At 70.0% G+C, this 26,930-nt stretch carries 17 protein-coding genes and 6 pseudogenes; 13 read left to right on the plus strand and 10 right to left on the minus strand.

Going from position 1 to position 26,930, the window contains the following annotated elements; genetic code table 11:
* Window positions 1-43 precede the first annotated feature (43 nt).
* Window positions 44-962: pseudogene (locus LUW75_RS07600) on the minus strand (DeoR/GlpR family DNA-binding transcription regulator).
* Window positions 963-1,175: 213 nt separating this feature from the next.
* On the minus strand, window positions 1,176-2,615 hold the full coding sequence (locus LUW75_RS07605; RefSeq protein WP_250337586.1) for an NAD(P)H-quinone dehydrogenase: 1,440 nt from the start codon (window positions 2,613-2,615) through the stop codon (window positions 1,176-1,178).
* Between the two features lie 398 nt (window positions 2,616-3,013).
* Here LUW75_RS07605 and LUW75_RS07610 point away from each other — a divergent pair.
* The 3 genes and pseudogenes from LUW75_RS07610 to LUW75_RS07620 all read left to right on the plus strand — a co-directional run bounded on the left by LUW75_RS07610 (window position 3,014) and on the right by LUW75_RS07620 (window position 6,208).
* A pseudogene (locus LUW75_RS07610) lies at window positions 3,014-3,452 on the plus strand (gamma-glutamylcyclotransferase).
* A gap of 103 nt (window positions 3,453-3,555) precedes the next feature.
* Window positions 3,556-4,379: pseudogene (locus LUW75_RS07615) on the plus strand (purine-nucleoside phosphorylase).
* Window positions 4,380-4,537: 158 nt separating this feature from the next.
* Window positions 4,538-6,208: a phospho-sugar mutase gene (locus LUW75_RS07620; RefSeq protein ID WP_250334942.1), complete on the plus strand. Its 1,671-nt coding sequence runs from the start codon at window positions 4,538-4,540 to the stop codon at window positions 6,206-6,208.
* Window positions 6,209-6,559: 351 nt separating this feature from the next.
* Here the strand turns inward: LUW75_RS07620 and LUW75_RS07625 are convergent, their stop codons facing one another.
* Window positions 6,560-7,150, minus strand: coding sequence for a PH domain-containing protein (locus LUW75_RS07625; protein WP_250334943.1), 591 nt, complete (start codon window positions 7,148-7,150; stop codon window positions 6,560-6,562).
* Window positions 7,151-7,457: 307 nt separating this feature from the next.
* Between LUW75_RS07625 and LUW75_RS07630 the strand changes: the two are divergent.
* Both LUW75_RS07630 and LUW75_RS07635 read left to right on the plus strand, forming a co-directional pair.
* Window positions 7,458-8,206 (plus strand): annotated as a pseudogene (locus LUW75_RS07630) (transposase family protein); the annotation flags it as partial.
* Window positions 8,207-8,906: 700 nt separating this feature from the next.
* The gene (locus tag LUW75_RS07635) at window positions 8,907-10,199 is read left to right on the plus strand and encodes a sensor histidine kinase (RefSeq protein WP_250334944.1); all 1,293 of its coding nucleotides are present in this window, start codon (window positions 8,907-8,909) and stop codon (window positions 10,197-10,199) included.
* Here LUW75_RS07635 and LUW75_RS07640 read toward each other — a convergent pair.
* The 3 genes from LUW75_RS07640 to LUW75_RS07650 all read right to left on the minus strand — a co-directional run bounded on the left by LUW75_RS07640 (window position 10,140) and on the right by LUW75_RS07650 (window position 13,107).
* Entirely contained in the window at window positions 10,140-10,745 is a 606-nt protein-coding gene (locus LUW75_RS07640) for a response regulator transcription factor (RefSeq protein WP_250334945.1), read from the minus strand. The genes LUW75_RS07635 and LUW75_RS07640 overlap by 60 nt on opposite strands.
* 106 nt (window positions 10,746-10,851) lie before the next feature.
* A complete protein-coding gene (locus tag LUW75_RS07645) occupies window positions 10,852-12,327 on the minus strand; it encodes an FtsX-like permease family protein (protein ID WP_250334946.1) in 1,476 nt (491 codons plus the stop codon).
* Between the two features lie 3 nt (window positions 12,328-12,330).
* On the minus strand, window positions 12,331-13,107 hold the full coding sequence (locus LUW75_RS07650; protein WP_250334947.1) for an ABC transporter ATP-binding protein: 777 nt from the start codon (window positions 13,105-13,107) through the stop codon (window positions 12,331-12,333).
* Window positions 13,108-13,206: 99 nt separating this feature from the next.
* On the opposite strand from LUW75_RS07650, the gene LUW75_RS07655 reads away from it, so the two are divergent.
* The 3 genes and pseudogenes from LUW75_RS07655 to LUW75_RS07665 all read left to right on the plus strand — a co-directional run bounded on the left by LUW75_RS07655 (window position 13,207) and on the right by LUW75_RS07665 (window position 16,257).
* Window positions 13,207-14,526 (plus strand): sensor histidine kinase, encoded by a 1,320-nt coding sequence (locus LUW75_RS07655; RefSeq protein WP_250334948.1) that lies wholly within the window; start codon window positions 13,207-13,209, stop codon window positions 14,524-14,526.
* Complete coding sequence (locus LUW75_RS07660) at window positions 14,523-15,179, plus strand: response regulator transcription factor (protein ID WP_250334949.1); 657 nt, start codon at window positions 14,523-14,525, stop codon at window positions 15,177-15,179. The genes LUW75_RS07655 and LUW75_RS07660 overlap by 4 nt, the downstream gene beginning before the upstream one ends.
* 73 nt (window positions 15,180-15,252) lie before the next feature.
* A pseudogene (locus LUW75_RS07665) lies at window positions 15,253-16,257 on the plus strand (IS5 family transposase).
* 19 nt (window positions 16,258-16,276) lie between these two features.
* Here the strand turns inward: LUW75_RS07665 and LUW75_RS07670 are convergent.
* The 3 genes from LUW75_RS07670 to lanKC all read right to left on the minus strand — a co-directional run bounded on the left by LUW75_RS07670 (window position 16,277) and on the right by lanKC (window position 21,116).
* Window positions 16,277-18,055: an ABC transporter ATP-binding protein gene (locus LUW75_RS07670; protein ID WP_250334950.1), complete on the minus strand. Its 1,779-nt coding sequence runs from the start codon at window positions 18,053-18,055 to the stop codon at window positions 16,277-16,279.
* A 241-nt stretch (window positions 18,056-18,296) separates the two neighbouring features.
* The gene (locus LUW75_RS07675; RefSeq protein ID WP_250334951.1) at window positions 18,297-18,413 is read right to left on the minus strand and encodes a class III lanthipeptide; all 117 of its coding nucleotides are present in this window, start codon (window positions 18,411-18,413) and stop codon (window positions 18,297-18,299) included.
* Between the two features lie 63 nt (window positions 18,414-18,476).
* Window positions 18,477-21,116, minus strand: a complete 2,640-nt coding sequence (gene lanKC / locus LUW75_RS07680) for a class III lanthionine synthetase LanKC (RefSeq protein WP_250334952.1) — start codon at window positions 21,114-21,116, stop codon at window positions 18,477-18,479.
* Between the two features lie 351 nt (window positions 21,117-21,467).
* Here lanKC and LUW75_RS07685 point away from each other — a divergent pair.
* The 5 genes and pseudogenes from LUW75_RS07685 to LUW75_RS07705 all read left to right on the plus strand — a co-directional run bounded on the left by LUW75_RS07685 (window position 21,468) and on the right by LUW75_RS07705 (window position 25,235).
* Window positions 21,468-22,233, plus strand: a pseudogene (locus tag LUW75_RS07685) (transposase family protein).
* A gap of 167 nt (window positions 22,234-22,400) precedes the next feature.
* Entirely contained in the window at window positions 22,401-23,225 is an 825-nt protein-coding gene (locus LUW75_RS07690; protein WP_462933704.1) for a transposase family protein, read from the plus strand.
* 76 nt (window positions 23,226-23,301) lie between these two features.
* Complete coding sequence (locus LUW75_RS07695; protein WP_250334954.1) at window positions 23,302-24,156, plus strand: IS5 family transposase; 855 nt, start codon at window positions 23,302-23,304, stop codon at window positions 24,154-24,156.
* A complete protein-coding gene (locus tag LUW75_RS07700) occupies window positions 24,153-24,557 on the plus strand; it encodes a type IV toxin-antitoxin system AbiEi family antitoxin domain-containing protein (protein WP_250334955.1) in 405 nt (134 codons plus the stop codon). Before LUW75_RS07695 ends, LUW75_RS07700 begins: the two co-directional genes overlap by 4 nt.
* A 264-nt stretch (window positions 24,558-24,821) precedes the next feature.
* The gene (locus LUW75_RS07705) at window positions 24,822-25,235 is read left to right on the plus strand and encodes an ATP-binding protein (RefSeq protein ID WP_250334956.1); all 414 of its coding nucleotides are present in this window, start codon (window positions 24,822-24,824) and stop codon (window positions 25,233-25,235) included.
* Window positions 25,236-25,446: 211 nt separating this feature from the next.
* Here LUW75_RS07705 and LUW75_RS07710 read toward each other — a convergent pair whose 3' ends face one another.
* A complete protein-coding gene (locus LUW75_RS07710; protein WP_250334957.1) occupies window positions 25,447-26,868 on the minus strand; it encodes an FAD-dependent monooxygenase in 1,422 nt (473 codons plus the stop codon).
* Window positions 26,869-26,930 lie beyond the last annotated feature (62 nt).

Here is a 26,930-nt window from a genome sequence, read left to right on the forward strand (position 1 = left end):
GGTCCCGTGCGCCCCGGCCCCCGCACCCGCCGGGACCGGGGCGTCAGCGGCGCCGGAGGTCGGCGACGCGGGGCTGGCGCTCCTGCCCGTCCGGCGGCAGCGGGGCGCTGCGCAGCGGGGGGGCCGGGGTGGCGGGCGCCGCGCTGGCCCGGCAGGGGCACGTCCCGGCGGTGGTGGCGGGCCTGCCGGGCGCCCTCCGCGGCGGAGGCGCCGGGGCCGTCGCCCGCGACGGCGATCTGGACGCCCTGGTCCGCGAGGGCCTGGAGCTCCATCGCCGCCCGCTCGTCGTGGGGGGGCGGCTCGTCCGTCACCAGACGCGTGATCATGTCGGTGGGAACGGTCTGGAACATCGTGTCCGTGCCCAGCTTGGTGTGGTCGGCGAGGACCACGACCTCCGACGCCGCCTGGACCAGTGCCCGGTCGACGCTCGCGGAGAGCATGTTCGACGTGGACAGCCCGCGCTCCGCGGTGAGCCCCGCGCCGGACAGGAACGCGCGCGACACCCGCAGCCCGTGGAGGGACTGCTCGGCGCCGCTGCCGACCAGCGCGTAGTTGGAGCCGCGCAGCGTCCCGCCGGTCACGACCACCTCGACGCGGTTGGTGTGCGCCAGCGCCTGGGCGACCAGCAGGGAGTTGGTCACCACGGTCAGGCCGGGGACGCGGGCGAGCCGGCGGGCCAGCTCCTGCGTCGTCGTGCCCGCACCGACGACGATCGCCTCGCCCTCCTGGACGAGGTCGGCGGCGGCGTCGGCGATCGCCGTCTTCTCCGCCGTCGCGAGATGGGATTTCTGCGGGTAGCCGGACTCCCGCGTGAAACCGCCCGGCAGTACCGCACCGCCGTGCCGGCGGTCGAGGAGTCCTTCGGCCTCGAGCGCCCGCACGTCCCGCCGGACGGTCACTTCGGAGGTCTGGACGACGCGGGCGAGCTCCCGGAGCGACACCGCTCCGTTGGCCCGCACCATTTCAAGGATCAACTGACGACGTTCTGCAGCGAACACGAAACCGACAGTAACGCCAGCGGCCGGTGCTCCGCAGACGCGGAGGTCATTTTCGAGAAGTCGCGGACAAACAGGGCCGCCCCGTGCTATGGGCGACCCTGTCCGTGAACGGTCCGCGACCGGCCGGTGTCCCGACTTGCCGGGGGTTGCCGGGGGTTGTCCCCGGCGGCCGGCGCCTCACGCCTCCGCGGTGGGCTTCCGGGCGTGCAACTGCCGTGCCACTTCGGCGATCGATCCCGACAGCGACGGGTACACGGTGAAGGCGTTCGCGATCTGCTCGACCGTCAGGTTGTTGTCGACCGCGATCGAGATCGGGTGGATCAGCTCGCTCGCCCGCGGCGCGACGACGCAGCCGCCGACGACGATGCCCGTGCCCGGACGGCAGAAGAGCTTCACGAAGCCGTCCCGGATGCCCTGCATCTTCGCGCGCGGGTTGCGCAGCAGCGGCAGCTTGACCGCCCGGGCGTCGATCCTCCCCGCGTCGACGTCGGCCTGCGTGTAGCCGACGGTGGCGATCTCGGGATCGGTGAAGACGTTCGAGGAGACCGTCTTCAGGTCCAGCGGCGCGACCGTCTCGCCGAGGAAGTGGTACATCGCGATGCGGCCCTGCTGGGCGGCGACCGACGCCAGGGCGAACACCCCGGTCACGTCGCCGGCCGCGTACACCCCGGGCGCGGACGTGCGGGACACCCTGTCGGTCCGGACGTGGCCGGAGTCCCTGAGACGGACGCCCGCCTCCTCCAGGCCCATGCCGGCCGTGTTGGGCACGGCGCCGACCGCCATCAGGCAGTGCGTGCCGGAGATGACCCGCCCGTCCGCGAGCGTGACCTCCACGCGGTCGCCGACGCGCTTCGCCGACTGGGCGCGGGAGCGGGCCATGACGTTCATGCCGCGGCGCCGGAACACGTCCTCCAGGACGGCCGCCGCGTCCGGGTCCTCGCCGGGCAGGACGCGGTCGCGGGAGGAGACGAGCGTGACGCGCGAGCCGAGCGCCTGGTACGCGCCGGCGAACTCGGCGCCGGTCACGCCGGAGCCGACCACGATGAGCTCCTCGGGCAGCTCGTCGAGGTCGTACACCTGCGTCCAGTTGAGGATGCGCTCGCCGTCGGGCCGGGCGTCGGGGATCTCGCGGGGGTGGCCGCCGGTCGCGACGAGCACGGCGTCGGCGGTGAGGGTCTCCTCCGTGCCGTCCTCGGCGGTGACGACGACGCGGCGCGAGCCGTCGAGCTCCTGCGGTCCGTCGAGGCGGCCGCGGCCGCGCACCACGCGGGCGCCGGCGCGGGTGACGGAGGCGGTGATGTCGTGCGACTGGGCGAGCGCGAGGCGCTTCACCCGGCGGTTCACCTTGCCGAGGTCGACGCCGACGACGCGGGCGGCCTGCTCCTCGTAGGGGGTGTCGTCGGCGACGATGATGCCCAGCTCCTCGTAGGAGGAGTCGAAGGTCGTCATGACCTCGGCCGTCGCGATGAGGGTCTTCGAAGGGACGCAGTCCGTCAGGACGGACGCCCCGCCGAGGCCGTCGCGGTCGACGACGGTCACCTCCGCGCCGAGCTGGGCGCCCACCAGGGCCGCCTCGTATCCGCCGGGTCCGCCACCGATGATCACGATCCGGGTCACTGGGGTCACGCCTCGCGCTCTCGTCACGCGACCCCGCGGACGGGTGGGCCCAGGGGGTCGGGGTTGTCCTCATGGTTGGGAGTACGTACGTCATTGTCCCGCACTGTTCGATCCGGTGACATTCTCCCGCACCCCGCCCCCCGCCTCACCTCCGGGTCTCCCCCGCGGCCCCGCCCGGGGCGGCGGGAGGGGCGGAACCTCCGGGTGCGGCCCAGGGGGGCGGCGCGGGCGCGGCCCAGAGGGGCGACGCGGGCACGGGAACGGCCCCGGGGACGGCCCCGGGGACGGTCCGGGGAACGGCCCGGGGGACGGGAGGAGCGTGCCGGGGCCGGTGGTGCGGGAGCCCGGATGCGAGGTGCGCAGGCACGCGGGGCGGGGCCTCCCGTACCCTCGGTGCCATGTCGCTCTACGCCGCGTACGCCGGCAACCTCGACGCGCGGCTGATGACGCGCCGCGCCCCGCACTCCCCGCTGCGCGGCACCGGCTGGCTGAACGGCTGGCGGCTGACGTTCGGCGGTGAGCAGATGGGCTGGGAGGGGGGCGCTCGCCACGATCGTGGAGGCCCCGCGCTCGCAGGTCTTCGTCGCCCTGTACGACATCGCCCCCATGGACGAGGACTCGATGGACCGCTGGGAGGGCGTCGGCCTCGACGTCTACCGGCGCATGCGGGTCCGCGTGCACACCCTGGACGGCGAGGAGCCCGCCTGGGCGTACGTCCTCAACGGGTACGAGGGCGGTCTCCCCTCCGCCCGCTACCTGGGCGAGATCGCCGACGCCGCCGAGTCCGCCGGCGCGCCCCACGACTACGTGATGGAGCTGCGCAAGCGCCCCTGCTGACCCCCGGGCCGCCCGGCCCTCCGCCGGTGCCGGGCAACGATGCGGACACACTGCGGGCCCCGCCATCTACGCGCGTAGGCCGGGACGGGTTACCCTCGTCCGCGTGAACGCATCTGTTACCCCGGACCAGCACCGGGACGACCCCCGCACCGCCGCCGAGGGCGCCGCCGCGCGCCTGCGCGAGCTGACGGGCGCCGAGGAGCACCACGTCGCCCTCGTGATGGGCTCCGGCTGGGCCCCGGCCGCCGCCGCGCTCGGCGCCCCGGAGGCCGACTTCCCGGTCACCGAACTGCCGGGCTTCCCCCGCCGGTCGTCGAGGGGCACGGCGGCCGGGTCCGCTCGTACCGCGTGGGCGGCAAGCGCGCCCTGGTCTTCCTCGGCCGCACGCACTTCTACGAGGGCCGCGGCGTCGCCGCCGTCGCCCACGGCGTGCGCACCGCCGTCGCGGCGGGCTGCGGGACCGTCGTCCTCACCAACGGCTGCGGCGGCCTGCGCGAGGGCATGCGCCCCGGCCAGCCGGTCCTGATCAGCGACCACATCAACCTGACGGCGGCCTCCCCCGTCGAGGGCGCCAACTTCGTCGACCTGACCGACCTGTACTCGCCGCGGCTGCGCGCCCTGTGCAAGGAGGTGGACCCGTCCCTGGAGGAGGGCGTCTACGTCCAGTTCCCCGGCCCGCACTACGAGACCCCGGCCGAGATCAACATGGTCCGCGTCCTCGGCGGCGACCTGGTCGGCATGTCCACGGTGCTGGAGGCCATCGCGGCGCGCGAGGCGGGCGCGGAGGTCCTCGGCATCTCCCTCGTCACCAACCTGGCCGCGGGCCTTTCGGGTGAGCCTCTCAACCACGAGGAGGTCCTCCGGGCGGGCCGGGACTCGGCCGCGCGGATGGGCGAGCTGCTCACGCGCGTGCTGGAACGCATCTGATCCGGCCCGTCGCGGTCCGCCCGGCCCCCGCACGGGGGCGGCGCGGCCGCGACGGGCGCAAGGGGGCGGGTACCGGACGCCCGGCCCCACCGGCCGCGCGGCGCCGGCGCGCCGCGTGCGCCGGTACCGCGTACGACGACACCAGAGAGGCGGACCCCGTGCAGCAGAACCCGCAGCAGGGCCGGCGGGACCTCATCGCGCAGGCGGAGGCGTGGCTGGCCGAGGACCCCGACGAGGAGACCCGCGCCGAGCTGGCGCGGCTCCTCGCGGACCGGGACGTCGACGAACTCGCCGCCCGTTTCGCCGGCACCCTGCAGTTCGGCACGGCCGGGCTGCGCGGCGAGCTGGGCGCGGGCCCCATGCGGATGAACCGCTCGGTGGTCATCCGCGCCGCCGCGGGCCTCGCCGCGTACCTGAGGGCGAAGGGCCGGGGGGACGGCCTGGTGGTGATCGGGTATGACGCGCGCCGCAAGTCGGCCGACTTCGCCCGCGACACGGCCGCCGTGATGGTCGCCGCGGGGCTGCGGGCGGCGCTGCTGCCGCGCCCGCTGCCGACGCCGGTCCTGGCGTACGCCACGAGGCACCTGGGCGCGGTCGCGGGCGTCGAGGTGACCGCGAGCCACAACCCGCCCCGCGACAACGGCTACAAGGTGTACCTGGGCGACGGGTCGCAGATCGTGCCCCCGGCGGACGCGGAGATCGCCGCGGAGATCACCGCGGTGCGGTCGCTGGCGGACGTGGCGCGCGCGGAGGGCGGCTGGGAGGTCCTCGGCGAGGAGGTCCTGGACGCGTACCTGGCCCGTACGGACCACGTCCTGACGCCGGGCACCCCGCGCACGGCGCGGGTCGTGTACACGGCGATGCACGGCGTCGGCAAGGACGTGCTGCTGGCGGCGTTCGCGCGGGCGGGCTTCCCCGCGCCGGTGCTGGTGGAGGAACAGGCGGAGCCGGATCCGGAGTTCCCGACGGTCGCCTTCCCCAACCCCGAGGAGCCGGGCGCGATGGACCTCGCCTTCGCGAAGGCGCGGGAGGCGGGCCCGGACCTCGTCGTCGCCAACGACCCGGACGCGGACCGCTGCGCGGTGGCCGTGCCGGACGCGTCGGCCGGGGGCGGCTGGCGGATGCTGCGCGGCGACGAGGTGGGCGCGCTGCTCGCGGAGCACCTGGTGCGCAAGGGCGCGACGGGCGTGTTCGCGGAGTCGATCGTGTCCTCGTCGCTGCTCGGCCGGATCGCGGCGGCGGGGGGCGTGGGGTACGCGCAGACGCTGACGGGCTTCAAGTGGATCGCCCGCGTGGAGGGCCTGCGCTACGGCTACGAGGAGGCGCTCGGCTACTGCGTCGACCCGGAGGGCGTGCGCGACAAGGACGGCATCACCGCGGCACTGCTCGTCGCGGAGCTGGCCTCGGAGCTGAAGGAGCGGGGCCGCACGCTGTCGGACCTGCTGGACGACCTGGCCGTCGAGCACGGCCTGCACGCGACGGACCAGCTGTCGGTCCGCGTCCGGGACCTGGGTGTGATCACCGACGCGATGCGCCGGCTGCGGGAGGCGCCCCCGCCGGAGCTGGCGGGCCTGGCGGTGACGAGCGCGGAGGACCTGGCGCGGGGCTCCGGCGACCTGCCGGCCACGGACGGCCTGCGGTACCACCTGCAGGGCGAGTACGCGGCGCGGGTCATCGTCCGCCCGAGCGGGACGGAGCCCAAGCTGAAGTGCTACCTGGAGGTCGTCGTCCCGGTCCCGGACGCCGCCTCCCTGCCGGACGCGCGGGCGCGGGCGGCCCGGACGCTGGACGCGGTGAAGCGCGACCTGGCGGCGGCCGCGGGCATCTGAGCCGCACGACGGCGAGGGGGCGACCCGTACGGGGGCGCCGTGGGCGCGCGAGCCGTACGCGGGGATCCCTGGACGCGCAACCCGTACGGGGCGCCGTGGACGTGCGGGCCGTGCGCGGGGCGCCGTGGACGCGCGGGCCGTGCGCGGGGCGCCGTGGACGCGCGACCCGTACGGGGGGCGCTATGGAGCCGCGAGCCATACACGGGGCGCCGTGGACGCGCGACCCGTCCGTACGCGGGGCGCGGCGCGGAGCCTCCAGCCCGTAGGGGAGGCGCGGTACAGGCGTCCGCTCGTACGACGCGGGGCGCCGCGGATCCGCGGGCCCGGAGGGCCCCGGCGCCCCCGGGCCGTTCACCCGATGGCGAGCAGGACCACCAGGGCGGCCAGGCCGAGCAGGGCGGGGGCGATGACCTCGTACGCCCACCGGACCTCGGGCTCGCCGCCCGCGGTGGGGCGGGCGGCGTTCCGCTCGGCGAGCTCCCGCAGTTCCCGGAGGGTGTCCTCGGTGCCGGCGGAGGCCCCGTCGCCGCCGCGCGCGGCGCGCTTCCGCTGCCGCATGGAGACGGGCACCGCCCACACCTGGTACCTGGTGCCGTCCCGGGTCACGACCTCGGTCGAGTACGTCGCCCGCACCGTCGCCACGGCGGCCCAGGGGAGGACGATGGTGCGGAACGGGTTGCGCACGCGCATCCGGTCGTCGCCGGCGAAGACGGCGGGCCGGAAGGTGAAGGCGACCACCAGCGGCACGCCCAGCAGCAGGGCGGCCGCCGCCGTCCAGGGCGTGCGGCCGTCTCCGCGGAGCAGGGCGTCGCCGCCCATCCACAGGCCGATGCCGAGCAGCAGCGCACCGCCCGCCATGGCCATCGGCGACCGGTAGGAGCGGTCGGCGTAGGCGGGCTCGTACGGTGTCCCGGACTCTCCGGGCCGCTCAGGACTCGTCATGGGCCGATTGTGCCTCACGGCCCCTACGGGGCCCCTGCACCGGGGGTCCTGTCACCCCGCCCAGACCGGAGCCCGTCCCTTCGGCCTGGTGAGCACCCAGGTACGGCAGGCACCGTCGCATGTTCCGGGAGAAGCGTGGCAGTGCCCTGGTAGTCCGCCCCCGCCGCCCATACGGAGCCCTGCTGTATCTCCTGCGGCGCGACCGCTCGCTCGTCCCTCCCGCGTATCCACCGGGTCCATCCCCACTGGGCGGTCACCGCGAGGGCGGAGGAGGCGACGCCAGGTTGCCTGCAGACCCCGTTCGGGGCTGCCGCCCGGCAGAGGCCGCGTACCCCGGTTGGTCGAGCACGCCTCATGGCTGCTCTGTGCCCGAAGGCGTGAACGCGGCACTCGGTGGCGCGAGCCGGGCTGCTTCCAGCAGGCTCTGACGGCGCTGGTGTACCTGCGTGAGAACGAGGCACCACCCAGGCTCGCGGCGGGGTTCGGGATTTCCACCACGACCGCCTGGCGGTACGTCGACGAGCCCCCGGAGGTCCTGGCCTCCTGGGCGCCCGGCCTGCACGAGGCCCCCGCCAGCCTGGGCGGGGGAGACTTCGTCATCGCCGACGGCACGCCCATCCCCGTCGATCACATCGCCTCGGACGAACCGTACTGTTCCTAGAAACACCGCAAGCACGGCATGAACGTCCAAGTCGTCGCGTGTTCGGACGGCACCCCGCTGTGGTCCTCCCGCGCACCCCCGGGCCACACCCACGACCTGACCGCGGCCCGCGCCCACGGCCTCGTCCACGCCTGCCCCACCCGACAGATCCTCGTACTCGCGGACCGCGCCCACCGAGGCGCCGGCGCCACCTTCCGCACCCCGTACCACCACCACCGCGAACACCCCGAGCACCACCGGCAGTCCAACCGCGACCACGCCCGACTCCGAGCCCCGGCGAACGCGCCTTCGCCCAACTCAGGACGTGGCGGCCACTGCAGCGAGTCCACTTTTCCACCCACCACATCGGCACAGCCGTCCAAGCCGTCCACACCCTACCGACCTGCACGTATTCAGAACGAAAACGGTTCAGCCGGGCACCCGGGCGGTGCCGTCGGCGCCTCGACGGACCTTATCCGCACCAGTAGGCCGCGCCGGCTTCGGTCACAGCGAGGAACCGCAGAGTCGAATTGGACAGATCGATCGCCGATGGGCAGACAAGCTCACGAAGCTCCCGGCCAGGCAGGTTGGCCTCGGTCGACAACCTATCTACCAGGAGTTTTCATCCGCTGCTACCAGCGGTATCCGCCCCAACCTCAGCGCTAGGTCGGAAACTGCTCACCAGCTAGTACGCGACCTTCAAGCCAAAGAAACTTCCGGGTCGGGACAGTCCCGGGTTCAATGGGGTCATGACATCTACGAGCTTCCGCGAACCCATGCCCAGAGCACTTGCCGAACCTCCGAACCTGATGGCCTGATTTCGCGCGACACACGCCACGATATATGGCACGCTGCACCCGCCAGGGCGCACCCCGCTCACGCAGGAGCCTTAACGAATATCCATCGACCGGCGGCTTCCCACCGAGGACTCGACCGTCCCATCCTCGAGTTACACAGCCACCAGATGACCTGAATCCGCAGTCCAACCAGAACGCCGGCGGAAACCAGGGAGGTTCTCCATACAAATATCCCCAACCCTATCGAACCCACAGAAAACAACAACCAAAAGGAACCTAAAACTCCGGACAGTAAATCAGCACTGGGGGACTGCTTCTCGTGCGGGGGTATTTTTCCAAAGGGGTCAAGAATGTCGAAGTCGACATCCTTCCCCGTATTCAGAAATTAGCTGTGGGGGGAATGGCGGGAATCTCCGCCGTCCTATCGCTGCACGCCTTCACGTCCGCCCTCAAGTGGCGACCGGACATATACGAGACGACAGCGATCGCCTTTCTCCTGGCAACCGTCACAGGCCTACATATTCTGCACTGCTCACGTGCACTATGCAGTGCATCAAATTCACCACCCACCATTTCCTTTTTTCTTCAATCCCTTCTGACATTGTCTCCACTGCCACTCGTACATGGCGAATGGGCGGGGATTTCCGGCCTGCTCGCCGGGGCATTTCTCATCACGTTGGACGGGAGGACGGCCTGGGCCCTCGCAGGTGCCCTCAGCACCCTGCAGGCATGTGCGACGTTCCTGACCTCAGCCGAAGCCGGAGCAGCTCTCTTCTCCCTCACGATCACCGGGTTGACCGGTTTGACTTTTTTCTGCGTGACGCGGTTGGCTCAGTTGGCCGAACGGCTTCAGGCCGCTCGTGGAGAGGACGCCCAACTCGCCGTCATCAACGAGCGGCACCGTTTCGCGCGAGACCTGCATGACCTGGTCGGTTACAGTCTCTCGACCGCGGCGACGAAGTCTGAACTAGCCTACCGCTTGGCCGAGCGGAGCCCCGACAGCGCCCGTGCGGAACTTTCCCAGGTCATCCAAGTCATTCGGAACACGCACTCGGAAATGCGGAAAGTCGCGCACGACTACCATCACCTGTCTTTGGACAATGAGATCGAATCCGCTCGATCGGTGCTTGAGGCCGCTGGTATCGAACCTCGGTTCTCATCCCTCGGCGTCGACTTCGCTCACCGGTCGAGCAGCGTTCTCGCAGCGGTACTGAGGGAGGGCACGAGCAATGTGCTCAAGCACAGCACAGCCCGTTACTGCGTGGTGCGGCTCTTCCGGCGTGACGACTCCGTCCGGCTCGTCATCATCAACGACGGTCCTACGCCGAAGCGGGAGACCGGTGGAACCCTGCACGGGGTGGGGTTGCGCAGCCTGTCCGAGCGTATCCTCGCGCTCGGTGGCAGGTTGCATGTATCCCGTGGCGGAATAGCGGGTCACGAGGAGTTCAGGCTCGAGGCGATGGTCCCCGACACGCCGGCCGGATTGATTCGTAACGTCATCAGGGGCCGTGGGTCGGTCTGGGGAGAGAGTCGTCTAATCCCATGGATGGCTTCAGATCCAGCCCTCCGCCATCGAGATCCTGATGGCGTCGACTCGGTTTCTGGCCCCTGACTTGGTGACCACCGTCGAAAGGTAGTTCCGTACCGTACTGAGCTCCAAGCAGAGCCGGTCTGCTATTTCCCGGGCGGGGGCCCCTTCAGCCGCAAGCCGGAGCACCTCCGCCTCGCGCCGGGTGAACGGACTAGCGCTGGTTTTCATGGCGACGGCGGCCAACTCCACATCGATCACTCGCTCACCCCTCGCGACACGCTGGATCGCGAAGACGAGTTGGTCGAGGGGGGTGTCCTTCAGCAGGAAGCCGGCGACGCCCGCTTCGACGGCACGACGGATGTTCCCCGGCCTCGCGAGACCGGTGACAATGAGGATTCGACAGCACGGAAGGGTCTCCTTCAACCGGGTGGCTGCGGAGATCCCGTCCAGCCCTGGCAGATCGATGTCGATGAGAGCCACATCGGGCACGGTCTCTCCGGCCCTGTCGATGATTTGATCACCTCGTTCGAGTTCTCCTACGACCTCGATGTCTTCCTCCAGTCGCAGCGCACTCACCAGTGCTTCCCTCAGCAGGTGCATGTCCTCCGCCACCAGCACTCGGATCACGGAAGGTTCCCCCTGGGCCTCGATTGCCGTTCTCGGGCACGTAGGAGCCGCCGGTCGGGCGGCCCCGGGTGCGCCGAAGGTAGTCGTACCCCCCGGTTCTCCGTGCTCAATCGCGAGTTCGCGCCGCCTGCACCGGGCGTACGCGCAGTACGAGCACCCCCGGCACGAGGACGCCGAGCAGCCCCAGAGCCGCGCAGGAAGACACCACCTGGGCCAGCGCTTCTCCCGGCACGAGAGAGTCGAAGTCCACGCCGTGTGGTGCCAGCCGTCTCGACAACACCGACAGGAAGACACCCAGTACAGCGCTCGCGGTGAGAACCGCGCCGACCACGACCACCACCGACTCCCAGAGGAGCATGCGCAGCAGTTGGGCACTCGTGGCGCCGGTCAGCCGCAGCACCGCGAACTCCCCACGGCGTTGCCGAGTGGTCAGAAGCAGGGTGTTGAGGATGCCGATGGCCGAGAAGACGATCAGTGGCGTCATGAGTACACGCGTCCCCACCTCGTTCCGACGCTGTTGCTCGCGCAGCACGGAGATGTCGGCTCCGTCGTCCTCCGCTCTCCCTGCCTCCGTCGGCGTGCCGGTGGAGGACGCGGATGGGGGCGGCACCGGAGGGGCAGCGGTGGCGGACGCGTTCATGGAGGCCTGACTCCTGATGATCGCGTCCGATGCCGCACCACTGCACAGCAGCGCCGCACTGAGCCCCACCGCGATGAGTACGGGGCCGGACATGGCCGCCACCCGCCGTGCGGAACGGATGCTGGTGACGGCAGCCAGGCGCCCCGAGTAACGCGAGAGGAGAAGCCCCGGCAGTGCGCCCGGCACCACCAGGGGGCGTACAAGCAGCGGAGCCAACAACCAAGCCGACAGAAGCAGAAACAGACACAGTCCCACCGCGCCGTTGACGGCCTGGTCGGCACCGCTCTCGTGCTCGTAGCGCTGCCAGACGGCCCCGGCGAGGACCAGGGTGAGCACGGCTGTGGCCATGCGGCCGACGGGCATGACGCCGCGCTCCACCTCCGCCTCGCGCAAGCCGGAGAGCGGAGACGTCCGTGCCGGCCGACGCACCGAGACCAGCGTGGCGAGTACGGCGACCCCAACGGTGCTCAGCACGCCGATCACGAAGCCCTGCGGGGAGAACCCCGCCTCGGGGCCGGGCGGGAAGACCTTGTTGGCGACAAGCCAGTCGAGGGCGGGCCCGGCACAGAGGCTGCCGGCGACGGCCCCCGCGACACCACCCGCCAGTGCGATCACCGACATTTCCGCGACGATCCCCGCCCCCACCTGAATCGGGGTCGCCCCGATCGTCCGCAGTACACCGATCTCGCGTCGGCGCCTGCGGACGACGAGTGCCAGGGTGTTGCCGACCAACAGCAGAGCCGCCAGTCCGGAGGTGCCGCCGACCAGGCCCATCAGGGACTCGGCGGACCGCTCCGGCCCGTGCCCGAGCCCGGCCCGGTGGACACGGTCCACGATTGTTGCGAGCGCAGTGAAGAGGGCGGACATCATGACCACCACGAGAAGCGAACCCGCGTACTGGCCCAGTCGTGAGCGACAGGAGTCGAGAACGAAGGAGAACACCGTTCAGCTCCCCACCGCGGCGAGCCTGGCCGCGATCGTGTCGGGCGCCACGCTCTCGCCGGTCAGGCGGTCCGCCAGCCTGCCGTCCGCGAGGACGAGCACTTCATCCGCCCAGGCCGCGGCCTGCGGATCGTGGGTCACCATGACGACGGTCGTGCCGAGGCCGTCGACGGCGTCACGCAGCAGGGCGAGCACATCACGACCCGAAGCGCGGTCCAGAGCACCGGTCGGCTCGTCGGCGAAGACGATCTCGGGCTCGGTGATCAGCGCCCGGGCCACCGCCACCCTCTGCTGTTGTCCTCCCGACAGCTCCGCCGGCCGGTGCCTGCGACGGTCTCCGAGTCCGACGCGGGAAAGGATGTCGGCCAGGCGCGCGGAATCGGGCCTGCGCCCCGCCAACCGCAGTGGGAGGGCCACGTTGTCGACGACGTTTAATGCCGGTACCAGATTGAACTCCTGGAACACGAATCCGATATGGGCTCGACGCAATCGGGTCAGCCGTCGCTCGGACCATCCCCCGATGTCCCGGTTCCCGATCATGACACTGCCCGAAGTGGGTGGCTCCAGCCCGGCCGCGCAGTGCATGAGCGTCGACTTGCCGGACCCGGACGGCCCCATCACGGCCGTGAAGGTACCGCCCGGAAAATCGTGGCTGACCTCCTGCAGCGCGGCGACCGCGTTGTCCCCGCGGCCGTACACCTTGGAGAGCGCACGCAACCGGACGGCGTGAGGCGAGCGGGTAGTAACGTGAGGCACGGGAGATGACCGCGGAGTCGTCATATGACAAGCCAAGTGGTCCCACACGGGGTTGTCGATGGAGACAGGTCGACAGCGGGGGTAGGGAAAGCTCTACCCTCCCGCACGGGGACGGGGACGGGAATGGTGCACGGGACCGGGGCCGCGCGGTTACGGGAGCGGGCGGCGCAATCGGTTCGGGCCGCCCTGTACCTGGCCACCGGCCTGGCCACCGGCCTCACCTGGCTGGTCGTCTCCAGTGCACTGCTGGCCACCGGAGTCGCCACCTTACCTCTGCTCGTTGGGGTGGTCCCGCTCTGCGCGGTACTCGTCTCGGGCGTACCTCTGGGTATGGTCGAGCGCCTCCGGTTACGTCTGTTCACCGGGGAACGGGACGGGTTCGGCCAAGGGAGCGATCTCTTCGCCCCCGCCCCCCGTAGAACCGACCGCCCGACGCACCTCCGCACAGCCGACGGTCCGATGGTCTGGGTGCGGCAACGGTTGGCGGAGCGGGCCACCTGGTGGGAGTTCGCTTACGCCGTGCTCCACGGTGTGCTCTCGATCATCGAGTTCGTGTTCGTCCTCGCTTCCGTGACGCTCTGCGGTGCCCTGCTGACCGCACCGGTGCTGCGCCGCCTCACCCGTGACGGCAGCCTGCGGGTGGCGGTGTTCCAGGCCGACACGGACGCACAGGCCCTGGTGCTGGTGCTGTGCGGAGCGGTGTCCCTGGTCCTCACCCACCTGCTCCTCACCCGCTACGCCGACGCGCGGGCCGAGGCCACCGTGTACCTGCTGGGCAAGCGTAAGCCGGAGCAGGGCACGGACCAGGAGCAGTACATCGGACGGCTGGTGCGCTCCAGAGCACGGATCATGGACGCGTACGACGCAGAACGCCGGCGCATCGAGCGGGATCTGCACGACGGGGCGCAGCAGCGGCTCACCGGGCTCATCATGACGCTGGGACTGGCCCGGCTGGCCGTGACCGACAGCGGCACGGAGATTCGAGAGCTGGTGGAACGCGCGCACGAGCAGGCACGGCTCACCCTGACCGAGCTGCGCGACCTCGTGCACGGCATCTTCCCGGCAGTCCTCACCGACCGGGGCCTGCCCATCGCGCTCACCGCCCTCGCGGAGAGTTCACCCCTGCCGGTGACGGCGGAGATCGAGCTGGCCGACCGGCTCCCGGAGGCCGTGGAGGCGACCACCTATTTCGTGGCCTGCGAAGCACTGGCGAACGTGACGAAGCACAGTGAGGCGAACGAGGCCCGGCTGTCGCTGCGCATGTCCGGGCCACGCCTGGTGCTCGAGGTTTACGACGACGGGCGCGGGGGCGCGGACGCCGAGGACGGCAGCGGCCTGCTGGGGCTGGCGGACCGGGTGGCGGCTCTGGGCGGCACCGTTCACCTGTCGAGCCCGATCGGCGGGCCGACCCTGTTACACGTGGAGATACCGTGCGCATCGTGATCGCTGAGGACTCCGCCCTACTGCGTGAAGGGCTGGTCCAGATCCTCGTGAAGTTCGGCCACCAAGTCGTCGCGGCGGTGGACAACGCCCCGTCCCTGCTGGCCGCGGTACGTGAACACGCGCCGGAACTCGCCGTGGTCGACGTCCGGCTCCCGCCCGGCTTCCGGGACGAAGGACTGCGGGCGGCGATCGTCCTGCGGCGGGAACATCCTGGCCTCGGCGTACTGGTGCTCTCGCAGTACCTGGAGGCGGACTACGCCTCTGAACTGCTGGGGGCCGGCGAGACCAAGACCGGGACCGGAGCCTCGGGCGTAGGTTATCTGCTCAAGGACCGGGTCGGAGACGTGGTGGACTTCGTTACCCAGGCGCAGCGGGTCGCCGACGGTGAGACCGTGATCGATCCGGAGATCATACGGCGGCTGCTGGGTAGCCGCCGCGGACGTACTTCGGTACGGGAGCTCACGCCACGTGAGACGGAGGTACTCGCTTTGATGGCCGAAGGCCGCTCCAACTCGGCCATCGCCCAGTCGCTGTCGTTCAGTCAGGCCGCCGTGTCGAAACACATCGGGAAGATCTTCGACAAGCTGGAGTTGCCCCCGAGTGACGCGGACCACCGACGGGTGCTCGCGGTTCTGGCCTATCTGCGCCGTTAGGGCGCGTATCGAGTCGTGATCAATCTGTGGGATGTGTCTTTGTGACGCGGTCTGGTCCGGTAGACCGTCGTATGTGACACGAGTGCAACTGACCGACCCGGAGTGGGAGTGCATCGAGCCGTACCTGCCGATCGGTGAGTACGGCCCGTACCCCGAGCGGTTGCGGCAGCAGTTTGAGGGCGTGATCTGGCGGTTCAAGACGGGCGGCCAGTGGCGGGAGATGCCGGCAGAGTTCGGTGCATGGTCGACCGTCCACAACCGCTTCCGGCAGTGGCGTGACGCCGGGGTCTTCGAGGCCCTGCTGGAGGGCCTGATCGCGGAAGCTGCGAAGCGCGGTGAGGTGGACCTGTCCCTGGTCAGCATCGACTCCACCACCGCCCGTGCCCACCACGACGCGGCCGGGATGCACCTCGACGAGGACGTCGTCACCGCCCTGGAGAAAGCCGCCGCCGAGGAGGAGAAGGCCAGGTCAAAGGGGGCGGCCTCGAAGAACAAAGCGGGCAGGAGACCGAAAGCGATCCCGCGCGGGAAGAACGACGACGCGTCCGGCGTCGGCGGAAACTCCGGCTGAAGGCCGCCCTCCTGGGACGCTCCAGGGGCGGGCAGACCAGCAAGGTCCAACCTCGCCGCCGACCGCAAGTGCCGCCCGCTGGCGTTCATCCTGACCGCGGGCCAGGCAGCGGACAGCCCGCAGTTCATCCCCGTCCTGAAGAAGGTGCGGGTGCGCGGGCCCGTCGGCCGCCCCCGAACCCGGCCGGACGCGGTCGCCGGAGACAAGGCTTACTCGTCTCGCGGCAACCGTGCCCACCTGCGCAAACGCCGTATCAAAGCGGTCATCCCGGAGAAGAAGGACCAGGCCGCCAACCGGAAGAAGAAGGGCAGCGGAGGCGGCAGGCCCGTCAGTCACGACACCGAGCTCTACAAGGAACGGAACACCGTCGAGCGGGCGATCAACAGGATGAAGGCATGGCGAGGCATCGCCACCCGCTACGACAAGACCCCGGGGAGCTACCTCGCCGGACTCCACCTCCGGGCATCCGTGATCTGGATCAAGGACCTCACACGAGCCACCCCTTGATCACAACCGAATACGCCCCCTAGGGGCCAGCGGACACGGACGGCCGAGGCTCGTCGAACTGTGCCCGGTACAACGACGTGTACGTGCCTCCGGCCGTCAGCAGTTCCTCGTGGGTGCCCGTCTCCACCACGGACCCGTCCCGCAGGACGACGATGAGGTCGGCCGACCGTACGGTGGCGAGCCGGTGCGCCACCACCAGTGCCGTCCGGCCCGCCATGGCCCTGGCCAGGGCCCGCTGTACCTGCACTTCCGACTCCGAGTCCAGATGAGCGGTGGCTTCGTCCAATACCACGATGCGCGGGTTCTTCAACAGCAGGCGGGCGATGGCGAACCGCTGCCGTTCACCACCGGACAGGTGGTGGCCCCCGTCACCGACCACGGTGTCCAGACCGTTAGGCAGTCGTCGTACGGTGTCCCAGACCATCGCCTCGCGGCAGGCCGCCTCACACTCCTCTTCGGTGGCATCGGCGCGGGCGTACACGAGGTTGGCGCGCAGGGTGTCGTGGAAGAAATGGCCTTCCTGCGTGACGACGCCGATGGCGGAACGCAGCGACTCCTGAGTGACCTGCCGCAGGTCAATGCCGCCGATGCGAACTACGCCACTCGTGGGGTCGAGGAGCCGACACACGAGGTTGATCAGTGTCGACTTTCCCGCGCCGGAAGGCCCGACCACGGCGACCGTCCGACCCGCTTCGATGCACAGGCTGACCTCACGAAGAACGTCACGCTCCCCGGCGGACCGGCCAGTGCCGCATCCCGTCGTTCCGGAAGCGGCGGCTTCCCACGAGGTGAGGTCAGCGGGGGCAGATCCGTGTCGCAGGCTCACCCGATCGAACCGGATGGACGAGGCGTCCGCCGGGAGTTCTCGCGCGCCCGGGGAATCCGCCACCGCGGGGACGAGGTCAAGCACTTCAAAGATCCGCTCGAAACTCACCACTGCGGCGGTCACCTCCGCCTTGGCCTGGGAGAGCGATGTGATGGGTCCGTACAGCCGGGCGAGCAGAGTTACCAAGGCGATCATGGTGCCGACGGAGATTCGCCCGTCGACGGCGAGGAACCCGCCGGTGAGGTAGACGGCCGCAGTGGCCATCGTCGCCAGCCAGGAGACGGCGAGGCCGAGCAGAGAGCCGACGACGGCCAGTCGGATTCCGGTGTCCCGCAGTCTGGCACCCCTGCGGACGAAGGCGCGGTCCTCTTCCTCGGCCCGGCCGTAGAGCTTGGCCAGCATCGCTCCCCGCGCGTTGAACCGCTCGGTCATGAACGTGCCCAGCTCGGCGCTGCCATCCAGCTGTCGGCGGTTGAGCTCGCGCAAGCGGCGGTCGAGAAGGCGGGCTGGCAGGAGACAAGCCGGGACGAGAACCGCGGCCAGCAAGGTGATCTGCCAGGAAAGCAGGGTCATGGTGACCCCTACCGTGGCGACGGCCACCAGATTCGAGAGCAGGGTTGCGGCGGTGCCGGTGAGCGCGCGCTGCGCTCCCTGCACGTCATTGTCCAGCCGGGTGACCAGCTCACCCGTGCGCATGCGGGTGAAGAAGGACAGCGGCATACGCTGCACATGGGCGAAAGCCCTGCGGCGCAGGTCGAGAGTGATCCCTTCGCCGATTCCGGCGGCCAGTCTGCGCTGAGCCAATGTCACCGCCACCGCCACCGTCGCCAGTAACACGATCTCCAGCACGAGAAGAACGATCCGAGATCGGTCGCCCTTCAGCACTCCTTCATCGACGATGCGTTGGGTGAGCAGTGCGGGAAGCACGATCAGAGCGGACTCAAGCACCACCAGGATCAGAAAGGCGGTCAAGTGCCATCGGAAGGGTGCTGCGGTCTCCGCGATGCGCCGCCAAGTGCCGGACACACGAGAATCTTCCGCTGGGGGCCGGCCTTCGGACCGGGACTGCTCCCCCGTATGAGGTGCCGGCTCGCCGTGGACCGTGCCTCCGGTCCCCGCCATGGAATCCTCCTCGTTGCCCGTCGTGCTGGTTGCTGAACGATGGTGCGGGACGGCTCATGCCGCCCCGCACCACCGCTTGGGTTCAGCTCGCTCAGCAGAAGATGCTGATGCCGCTGGTGTCGTTGCAGTGGTTGCTCTGCGTGCTGGCCAGCGCGTCGGCCTCCTCCTGCGGGAGCTCCAGGGCCTGGAGGTCGAGGATGTTCACCATGATGTGCTCCTTCTGTTCGGTACGGGACCACAGCGGCCCCGTAGGAGGTGGGTTGAAACTCCGTCAGAACGCCTTGGCGATCGGCCGGAGGAACGGGAGGAAACTCACAGTGCCGCTCAGCACACTCTTGAGGCCGAGCAGGATGCCTGCGTTTCCAGTGGCGTGATCCATGGAGATCCGCATGAGTTGATAGCCTGGGAAGACGGACTCACCGCGCAGCCCGAGCAGGTGCCAGGAAAGGCGTCCGAGGTGGCGGCGCAGCCGGGCGGCGGTCACCGGGTCGGCGGGGTCCGCGATGCGGTACAGCACAGCCAGTTGTCCGACCCGGCCACTCCAGAGAGCGGGGAGCGCGAAGAATTCGGAGGCGCACGCGTTCCGTGCCGCTTCCATCGATTCCGCCAACCGGGCGTCGTCACGATGCGCGAGCAGTTCCGTACCGACCAGCGCGACTCCTGCGGAGCCACCTTCCAGATAGGGGTTCAGACGCCAGCCCTCGTCTACGTTGAGAGTGCCGAACGTGGAGACCCGGCACCGATCCAGGTCGCGATGAGTGGCTTGGACCGCCGCGTCCAGCCAGGTGGTGTCGCCCGTCGCCTCATAAGTACGCAGCAAGAACAGAGCCGGGCCGGACCACCCGTGCATCAGGCCCGCCGGCCCCGTGGTGGCCTTGACTAGGCCGAGTCCGCCGAGGGCGGATGAGGTGGGACGGGGAAAGGCACCCCGGAACACGGTCTCGGCCACCCGCTCCGCAAGCCTGAGCGAGGCTACCCGGTACTCGTCGTCGCCGGTGACTTCGGCGAAGTGTGCCAGGTTAAGACCAATTCCGGACAGGCCGCTGAAGAGGTTCGGGTTCCGCAGCTTGTCGAGCGCGGGATCCAGGTGTTCAAGAAGCCTCAGCGCCTCCTTGCGGTGGCCCAACCGGTCCAACACATGGGCCACTCCATGACTGCCGTCGAAGAACCCCGGATGGGAAGCGCCGTTTCGATCGATCGCGCTGAGCAGCCATTCGACCGCACCTTCAGGAATCCTGTAACCACATTCAACGAGCGCATGCAGAACCCCCGACGCGCCGAACGCAAAGGTCTCGCCCGCGTGGGAGAACTGGCGTACATCGCCCGGAAAGAGCCGGTCGAGCCGGTCGGGCGTCGCGCTCGCGGTGATCGCCGCGGCTAGCGAGTCCAGCAACGCGGGCCAGTCGGTTTCTGTGCCATCCGCGCCCTCGACGCGTACCCTGGGCTGGCCGACACCCGCCCGCACCGCCTTTGTCTCGGGCAGCGAACTTCCCAGTGCCGTACGGATCGCCGTCATGTACGAGTCGGGAACGGGAAAGTTCTCCCGTACTGCGGTCATCAGATCGAATGCCTTGGCCTGGTCGAGACAGAGGATCGACACCAGGGGCATGAACAGCCACAGACGGAGTACCGCCAGGGCGAATCTGTCGATCTCGGCGCCACGCATGTCGGGCGGAGCCGCGAAGCCCGGTGCCGCCAGGGCCTGCCGGAAGCCCTCCGGGTCGTCAGAGGAGGTTTCGAAGTCGATGAGTGCGGCACGGCCGTCCGCAAGAAGCAGCACGTTGTGCGGATGCACGTCCCCGTACACCACTCCGCGTCGATGGATTTCGTCGAGCACCGCCTCAACCTGCTCGCACGCGTCGACTGCCCAGGCCGTGTAGGCGGCCTTGTCCTCCACCGACGCGTCTGCGCCCAGCAAGGGGTACGTCTGCGCCTCCCTGGCACTCAGGCGCTCACCGTCGAAGTACTCGATTGCCAAGAAGTGGTGGTCCCAGGCCGTGAAATGCTCGTACAGCCGCGGTATTCCCTGTATACCGTCCAGCTTCAGCAGGATGTCCCGCTCGCGCAGCAATCGAGTCACCGCGTCCGAACCGGCCGCGTCCAGCGCTGCATGGGGACGCGCCTCTTTCAGCACCACACGCAGGTCATCCTTCAGGCGTCTGGCCAGGTAAATCCCGCCGCCATTGGAGAAGTGCAGGGGCTTCTGTACCTCATACGGAAACGCGTCCGCCGGTCCAGACGACCCGTCCCGCTCCGCTATGGACTCCCGCAGGACGTCCGGCGGGGTCACCCACTCCGGCACCTCGAACACCGGCTTGCGAAGATCGGGGACGAGTTCCCCGTCCGCTCCCCGCATGGCAGGAACCACATCACCGCTCTCCAGCAGGAGATCCCTCTTGCGGAACCCCCCGTAGCGCGCATATAGAGGGCCTGCCCCGTACCTCACATCGCTCAGGATGTACGGCCCAGGTTCGCCCTCAAGGAGGGCGGAAAGCCTTGTGAGCACATCGCCCAATTCTTTTTCGTCCCGGGGGTATATGGTTACGAGTTTTCCACTCGAACCACGCGGCGCATACTTTGCGTTCTGTCCGAGAAAGGCACGTCGACTCGGCAGGAACTTGAACGCGTATCGGCGCGGAACGCAAAAGTCCCATACTGTTTCAATGATTCGTTCCGCATTCTCCATGACGCCCGAGGCGTGCACCTTCCACCCCTGGTCGACCATACGATCGCCTGCAGGGCACAGTTCCAGCCACAGATCTCCCCTATAGCAACGCCAGCCGTCCGGAACAGGCCGAGTCACCACCGCATACTCTCCGGAACTCGCCCCGCCAACCACATCTCCAGGCCTTCCGGGGGCATCAAAGAACACCGGATCGGCCATGCAGTAGGTTTCATATCGCTTGTCCATCGAATTCTCCCCTCACTCATGGCCGTTCGCACGATCGCTCGACAGACCTGACTTCTCCAGCGCCCCATCGAACGCATGAACAATCATTCCTGCGGAACAGGAAACAAGATAGGGAAGAGCTACTGAAAACCACTAGTAATAACTACTAGGGGTTATGGGACCTCACCCGTTCGAAAGTGACCGGTCGGGCAGGCTCGCTCCCGCCCGCCCCGGCGGGCGGGAGCGAGTGCCCCTTGCGGCAGTGAGCTTTTCCAACCTGGGGACAGAAATTGGCAGGTGAGGTGACAACGTAGTCAAGCCCCTGGTAGATGGGTTTTCGACCAAGAGAACCGTCTCCACCAGAGGCTTCGCGTGCTTGCTTACCCGCCCGGCATCGACGTGTCCGGCTCTGCCCTTCGCTTCCTCGCCCAGGAACTACGGCGACACCGCCGTCTGATCGGCTCCCGTTGGCGGCCGAGCGCCGGCCGCCAGGCTCTCCTCACGCTCGCCCACCTACGGGTGGGACACACCTACGCCCAGCTCGCGGCCGGGTTCGGCATCGGGACCACGACCGCATACCGCTACGTCACCGAGGCCGTCGATCTCCTGGCCACCCTCGCGCCCACCCTGTCCGACGCGGTGCGGACCGCGTCGGCGAAGGCGTACCTGCTCCTGGACGGCACACCTCTGCCGATCGACCGCATCGTCGCGGACCGGCCCTCCTACCCCGGCAAGCACAAGAAGCACGGGATGAACGTGCAGGTCATCACCGGCCCCTCCGGCTGGCTGCTGTGGGCCTCACCGGCCCTACTCGGAGCTGTCCACGATGTCCGCGCGGCCCGCGAACACGACATCACCGACCCCCTCGCCGAGGCCGGCGTCACGTGCTGGGCCGACAAGGGCTACCGAGGCGCCAGTGGCACGGCCCGCACCCCGTACTGGGGACGGTGGGAGACCCTCTCCGCCGGCCAGCAGGCGGTGAACCAGGCCCACGCGAAAATCCGCGCCCCCGTCGAGCAGGCCATCGCCACCCTCAAGTCCTGGCGGCTCCTGCGCAAGATCCGGTGCTCGACCACCCGAATCGCCTGCCTTGTCCAGGCCGTCCTTCACCATGCACCTGACCAGCTCAGGCCGATGATGGAAAAGCCTCATTGACGTTTTCTCAGCGAAATAATCTTCGGGAAGTGGGTTGATCAGGGCGTTAAGGGTTGGGTCGGACAGCGGTGGCCCGGGTGCGGACAGACGTGAAGCCTTTGGTAGGACGGTTCTCACCACAAGATCGTCCGTTGCACCAGAGGCTTCACGTTGGTCACCTATGTTGCCATGCTCGACGTCCCGCGCCACGTGGTGGAATACGTGGCCCGGCTGCTGGCCGGCCACCGCCGCCGGATCGGCACCCCGAAGGGCTCCCGGGCGTTGAGCCCGTTCCGGCAGGCCGTCTTCGTGCTGCGCTGGTTCCGCGAGGCCGGCTGCGTGCACTGCCTGGCCCGCGATGCGGGAATCTCGCAGGCCACCGGCTACCGCTACCTCCACGAGGCAATCGACGTCCTGGCCGACCAGGCCCCCGAGCTGCATGAGGTGCTGGACCGCTGCCGCGCGCGGCAGATGAGCCACGTGGTGCTGGACGGCACCCTGGTCTCCTGCGACCGTGTCGCCGGGACTACCGAGAAGGGCAACGACCTGTGGTACTCCGGCAAGGCTCGGCACTTCGCCGGGAACATCCAGTTCGTGGCCGCACCCGACGGCACCCCGCTGTGGGTCTCCGACGTCGAACCCGGATCCGTCCACGACCTGCGTGCCGCCCGCATCCATGCCCTGCCCGCCTTGTACGCGGCGGCCCGCGCCGGTCTGCCGACGCTGGCCGACGTCGGCTACACCGGCGCCGGCAAGGGCATCCACACCCCGTTCCGTCCGCACCCCGACATCGCTTCCCCGCTCGCGCCGGACAACCGCGCCCACAACCGGCTCCTGCGCGGCATCCGGGCCCTGGGCGAACGGGCCGCCGCTGAACTCAAGCAGCGCTGGCGCGCGCTGCAGCACGTCACGCTCAGCCCCAGCCGGATCGGACGCATCGCCCAAGCCGCACTCGTCCTCAACAACTCAGAGGGCGTTAAGTCCCGTTCCTGGTGATGTGGTGTCGCCCGTTCGTGGGTGATGGAACGGTTCCACGCCCGCGTCGTGTCGTGTGCATGATGGGGTCGCGGACATGGAACGGATGCCGTACGCAACCGACTTGTCCGACGAGCAGTGGGCACTGATCGAACCGCTGGTCACCGCGTGGAAGCAGGAGCGGGTGGCGCGGTCGGCGACCGGGAACCCGGGCTCCTGCGACCTGCGTGAGGTCGTGAACGCGCTGCTCTACCAGAACCGGACGGGCTGTCAGTGGCGGCTTCTGCCGCATGATCTCCCGGCCTGGTCTGCGGTGTTCTACTACTTCACCCTGTGGCGCCAGGACGGCCTTGACCAGCGAATCCAGGAGATCCTGCGCTGCCAGGTGCGGGAGAGGTCCAGACGATTAGAGGACCCGTCCCTGGTGATCATCGATACCCAGTCCGTCCGTGTGGCGGCCGGGGTGCCGAAGAAGACGACGGGACTGGACGCGAACAAGAAGACGCCCGGCAGGAAGCGGGGACTGGCCGTCGACGTGCTGGGCCTGGTCATCGGTGTGGTGGTCCTCGCCGCGAGCGCGCACGACAACGAAGCCGGCATCGCCCTGCTGGACCAGGCGGCCGAGCGGTGCGGGATGCGCCTGGAGAAAGTCCTGGTCGACCAGGGCTTCAAGGACGCCGTGATCATCCACGGGGCGGTGAAGGACATCACCGTCGAGGTGGTCCGCCGCAACCCCGGCGACGAAGGCAAGGGCTTCGTCCCGCAACCGAAGCGGTGGGTGGTTGAGCAGGTCAACGGCACCCTCATGCTGCACCGGCGCCTCGCCCGCGACTACGACCACCGGCCCGACAACGCGGCCTCACGCGTCTACTGGGCCTCCACCGCCGGCATGCTCCGCCGCCTGACCACCCCCACCGCCGCCTGGCGGGACGACGTGGAGCTGGCCGCGTGAACGTCCACGAACTCCTGCGGCTGCTGCAGACCGAACACGACGAGACCACCGCACGAGCCGAGAACCTGCGCGAGCAGATCGAGCGGCTCACCACCGCCCTCGCCGAGACCGAAGCCCGCCTGGCCGAGCTCGCCGCCACCCGCAAGGTCATCGACGGCCTCACCCCACACGACCACGGAACGGCCCCCGCGGAGACCGCCACCGCGACCGTCTACCAGCGCATCGTGACCACGTTCAACGACCACCCCCAGAAGGTGTTCCGCGTCCGTGATCTGCACGAACACCTCGGCCTGCCCACCGACGAGCCCTCGATCAACGTCACCCGCTCCCGCCTGGGACGACTCGTCCGCCAAGGACTCCTCGAACAACCCGAACGCGGCCGCTACCAGAAACGGACTTAACGCCCTCTCATGGAAGTGACAACCGCTGAGAAAACGTCACTGTCCTCGCAAGACGCCTTCGATCACGCGCAGTTGTACAGCATTTGCACCATGTGCAAACCGTGTACGCGCCGCGGGGTCGCGCCTACGCTCGGCGGGCGGAGCACGGTGTCCTCGTGGACATGAACCACGATTCTCCCCGCCTTCCCGCTCGATCAGGCGACTTGAGCATGAAGCTGCACCCCCTCGCGCGCGGGCGTCCGGCTCGGGCGGAAGCTGGCCGCCGTGTGGTTGCGCGAACGCGGCGTGACGTGCGAACGCGCCGACGACACCCTCCAGGTAGTCGCCGAACTCGCCGCCAACGCAGCGCTGCACGGGCGCGTGCCCGGTCGGGGCTTCCTCCTCGCCCTGCGCCTCACGAACGCCGATCGCGTCCTGCGCGTCAAGGTGACCGACACGCGCGCCGAGGCTGTACCCACGTCCACACCGCAGGCTCCTCCGACCGACGGCGAGAACGGACGCGGCCTGCTGATCGTCGCCGCGTCGGCCGACCGGTGGGGCGTGGCGGAGGGGCCGGTACCGCGGAAGACGGTGTGGGCCGAGCTGGATCTCATACGGGAGGACCCCGCCGCGTCGGGCGGGCTTCCGGACACGGACGGGACGGTACCCGCTTCGCCCGTCCCGGAACCTGCGAGGTGAGCGCCGCCACTGTCCGGCGTGAGGGCCGGGCACGCCCCGCCCGAGCGGCCCGCACCGCGCGGCGCGGCCTGGTCCGGCACAAAGGTCGGGGGAACGCCCGTGCGCGCCTTCGCCGGTACGGTGGCGCGGGCCCGCCCCCGGCCCGCCCTCCAGGGCCCGAGCCCCTTCGGCGCATTCGCGCGCCCCGGGTCCGCGGCGGCGGACCTCCCCGTCAGCCGAGCGTCCGGTACGCGCCCTCCGCGCCCACCCGTCCCACGTACTCCGCCAGCCCCTCCGGGGTCTCCCCCGCCCAGCCCACGTAACCGTCCGGGCGGATCAGGAACACCCCCGCGCCGTACACCCGCGCCACGTCCGCGTCGGCCGTCAGCAGGGTCCAGTGCGGCCCCCGGAACGCGTCGAACAGCCGCAGCCCGTTCACCGTCGCGTCCGGCGCGCGGTCACCCGCCCTCACCGGGCCGGGGTTCCCGCGGGTCTCCTCGGTGAGGGACGAGGTGCGGTAGCCGAGGCCGAGTTGGCGGGTCGCCCCGCCCCGGCGGGTCTCGCCGCGGTGCACGCTCCTCGACAGGCGGAGCACACCGGCGGCGATCGGGCGCCGCTCCTCCTCGTAGGTGTCGAGGAGCGAGGCGGGCGCGCCGTCCCGCAGTACCGCGCCGAGTTTCCACCCCAGGTTGTACACGTCCTGGACGCCGGTGTTGAGACCCTGGCCGCCGGCCGGCGAGTGGACGTGCGCCGCGTCGCCGACGAGGAGGACGCGGCCCGCGCGGAAGCGGTCCGCCAGGGCCGCGCGCGGGCGGAAGTCCGAGGTCCACCGCACCTCGTTCACGTCCTCGCGGCGCAGGTGCGAGCGGGCTGCGACGAGGTCGCGCACGGCGTCGGGGGAGAGGTCCACCGCGGTGCCTTCCGGGAACCGCGCCACGAGCTGGAAGTCCTCCGTGCCCGCGAGCGGGCAGATCGCCATGAGGCGGTCTCCGCCCTCGCCACCCCCGGCGACCTCGCCGCCTCCGGCGCCCTCGCCACCGGGGAAGAAGTGCCAGTTGTCGCGGTCCAGGCCGGTGATGCGGACGTCCGCCACCAGTGCGGGGAAGGGGTCGACCGCCTCGCCGACCATCCCTACGCCCAGCGCCCGGCGCACCGTCGAGCGGCCCCCGTCGGCGGCGACCGCGTAGCGGGCCCGCAGTTCCGTGCCGTCGGCGAAGTACACGGTCACCCCGTCCCCGTCCTGCGCGAGGCCGACCGCCTCCCGCCGGAAGGCGACCCGCCCGCCCAGCTCGCGCAACCGCGCCAGCAGGATCTCCTGGGTGCGCCACTGCGGCACCATCCACGGCTCGTCGAACGGCACGCCCTCCGTCGCCTCCGGCGCGTCGAACATCCGGTACTCGCCCACGCGCCGCCCGTCCCGCCAGACCATCCCGACCGGGTAGGTGCCGCCGGCCGCGCGGATCGCGTCGAGGACGCCGAGGTCGTGGAAGACCTCCAGGGTGCGCGGCTGGAGTCCCTTGCCGCGCGAGCCGGGCGACAGGCCGTCGGCCCGCTCGACGACCAGCGCGTCCACTCCGCGCCGGGCGAGGTCGACGCCGAGGGCCAGGCCGCTCGGGCCCGCGCCCACCACCAGTACGTCCACCTGTGCCGCCATGCAGCCACACTCCTTAACGTCGTTAAGTACCGTCGGGTGCGACGATGCCCTTAACGGCGTTA

Origin of the sequence: Streptomyces sp. MRC013 (assembly GCF_023614235.1) — a bacterium.
Taxonomy (GTDB): domain Bacteria; phylum Actinomycetota; class Actinomycetes; order Streptomycetales; family Streptomycetaceae; genus Streptomyces.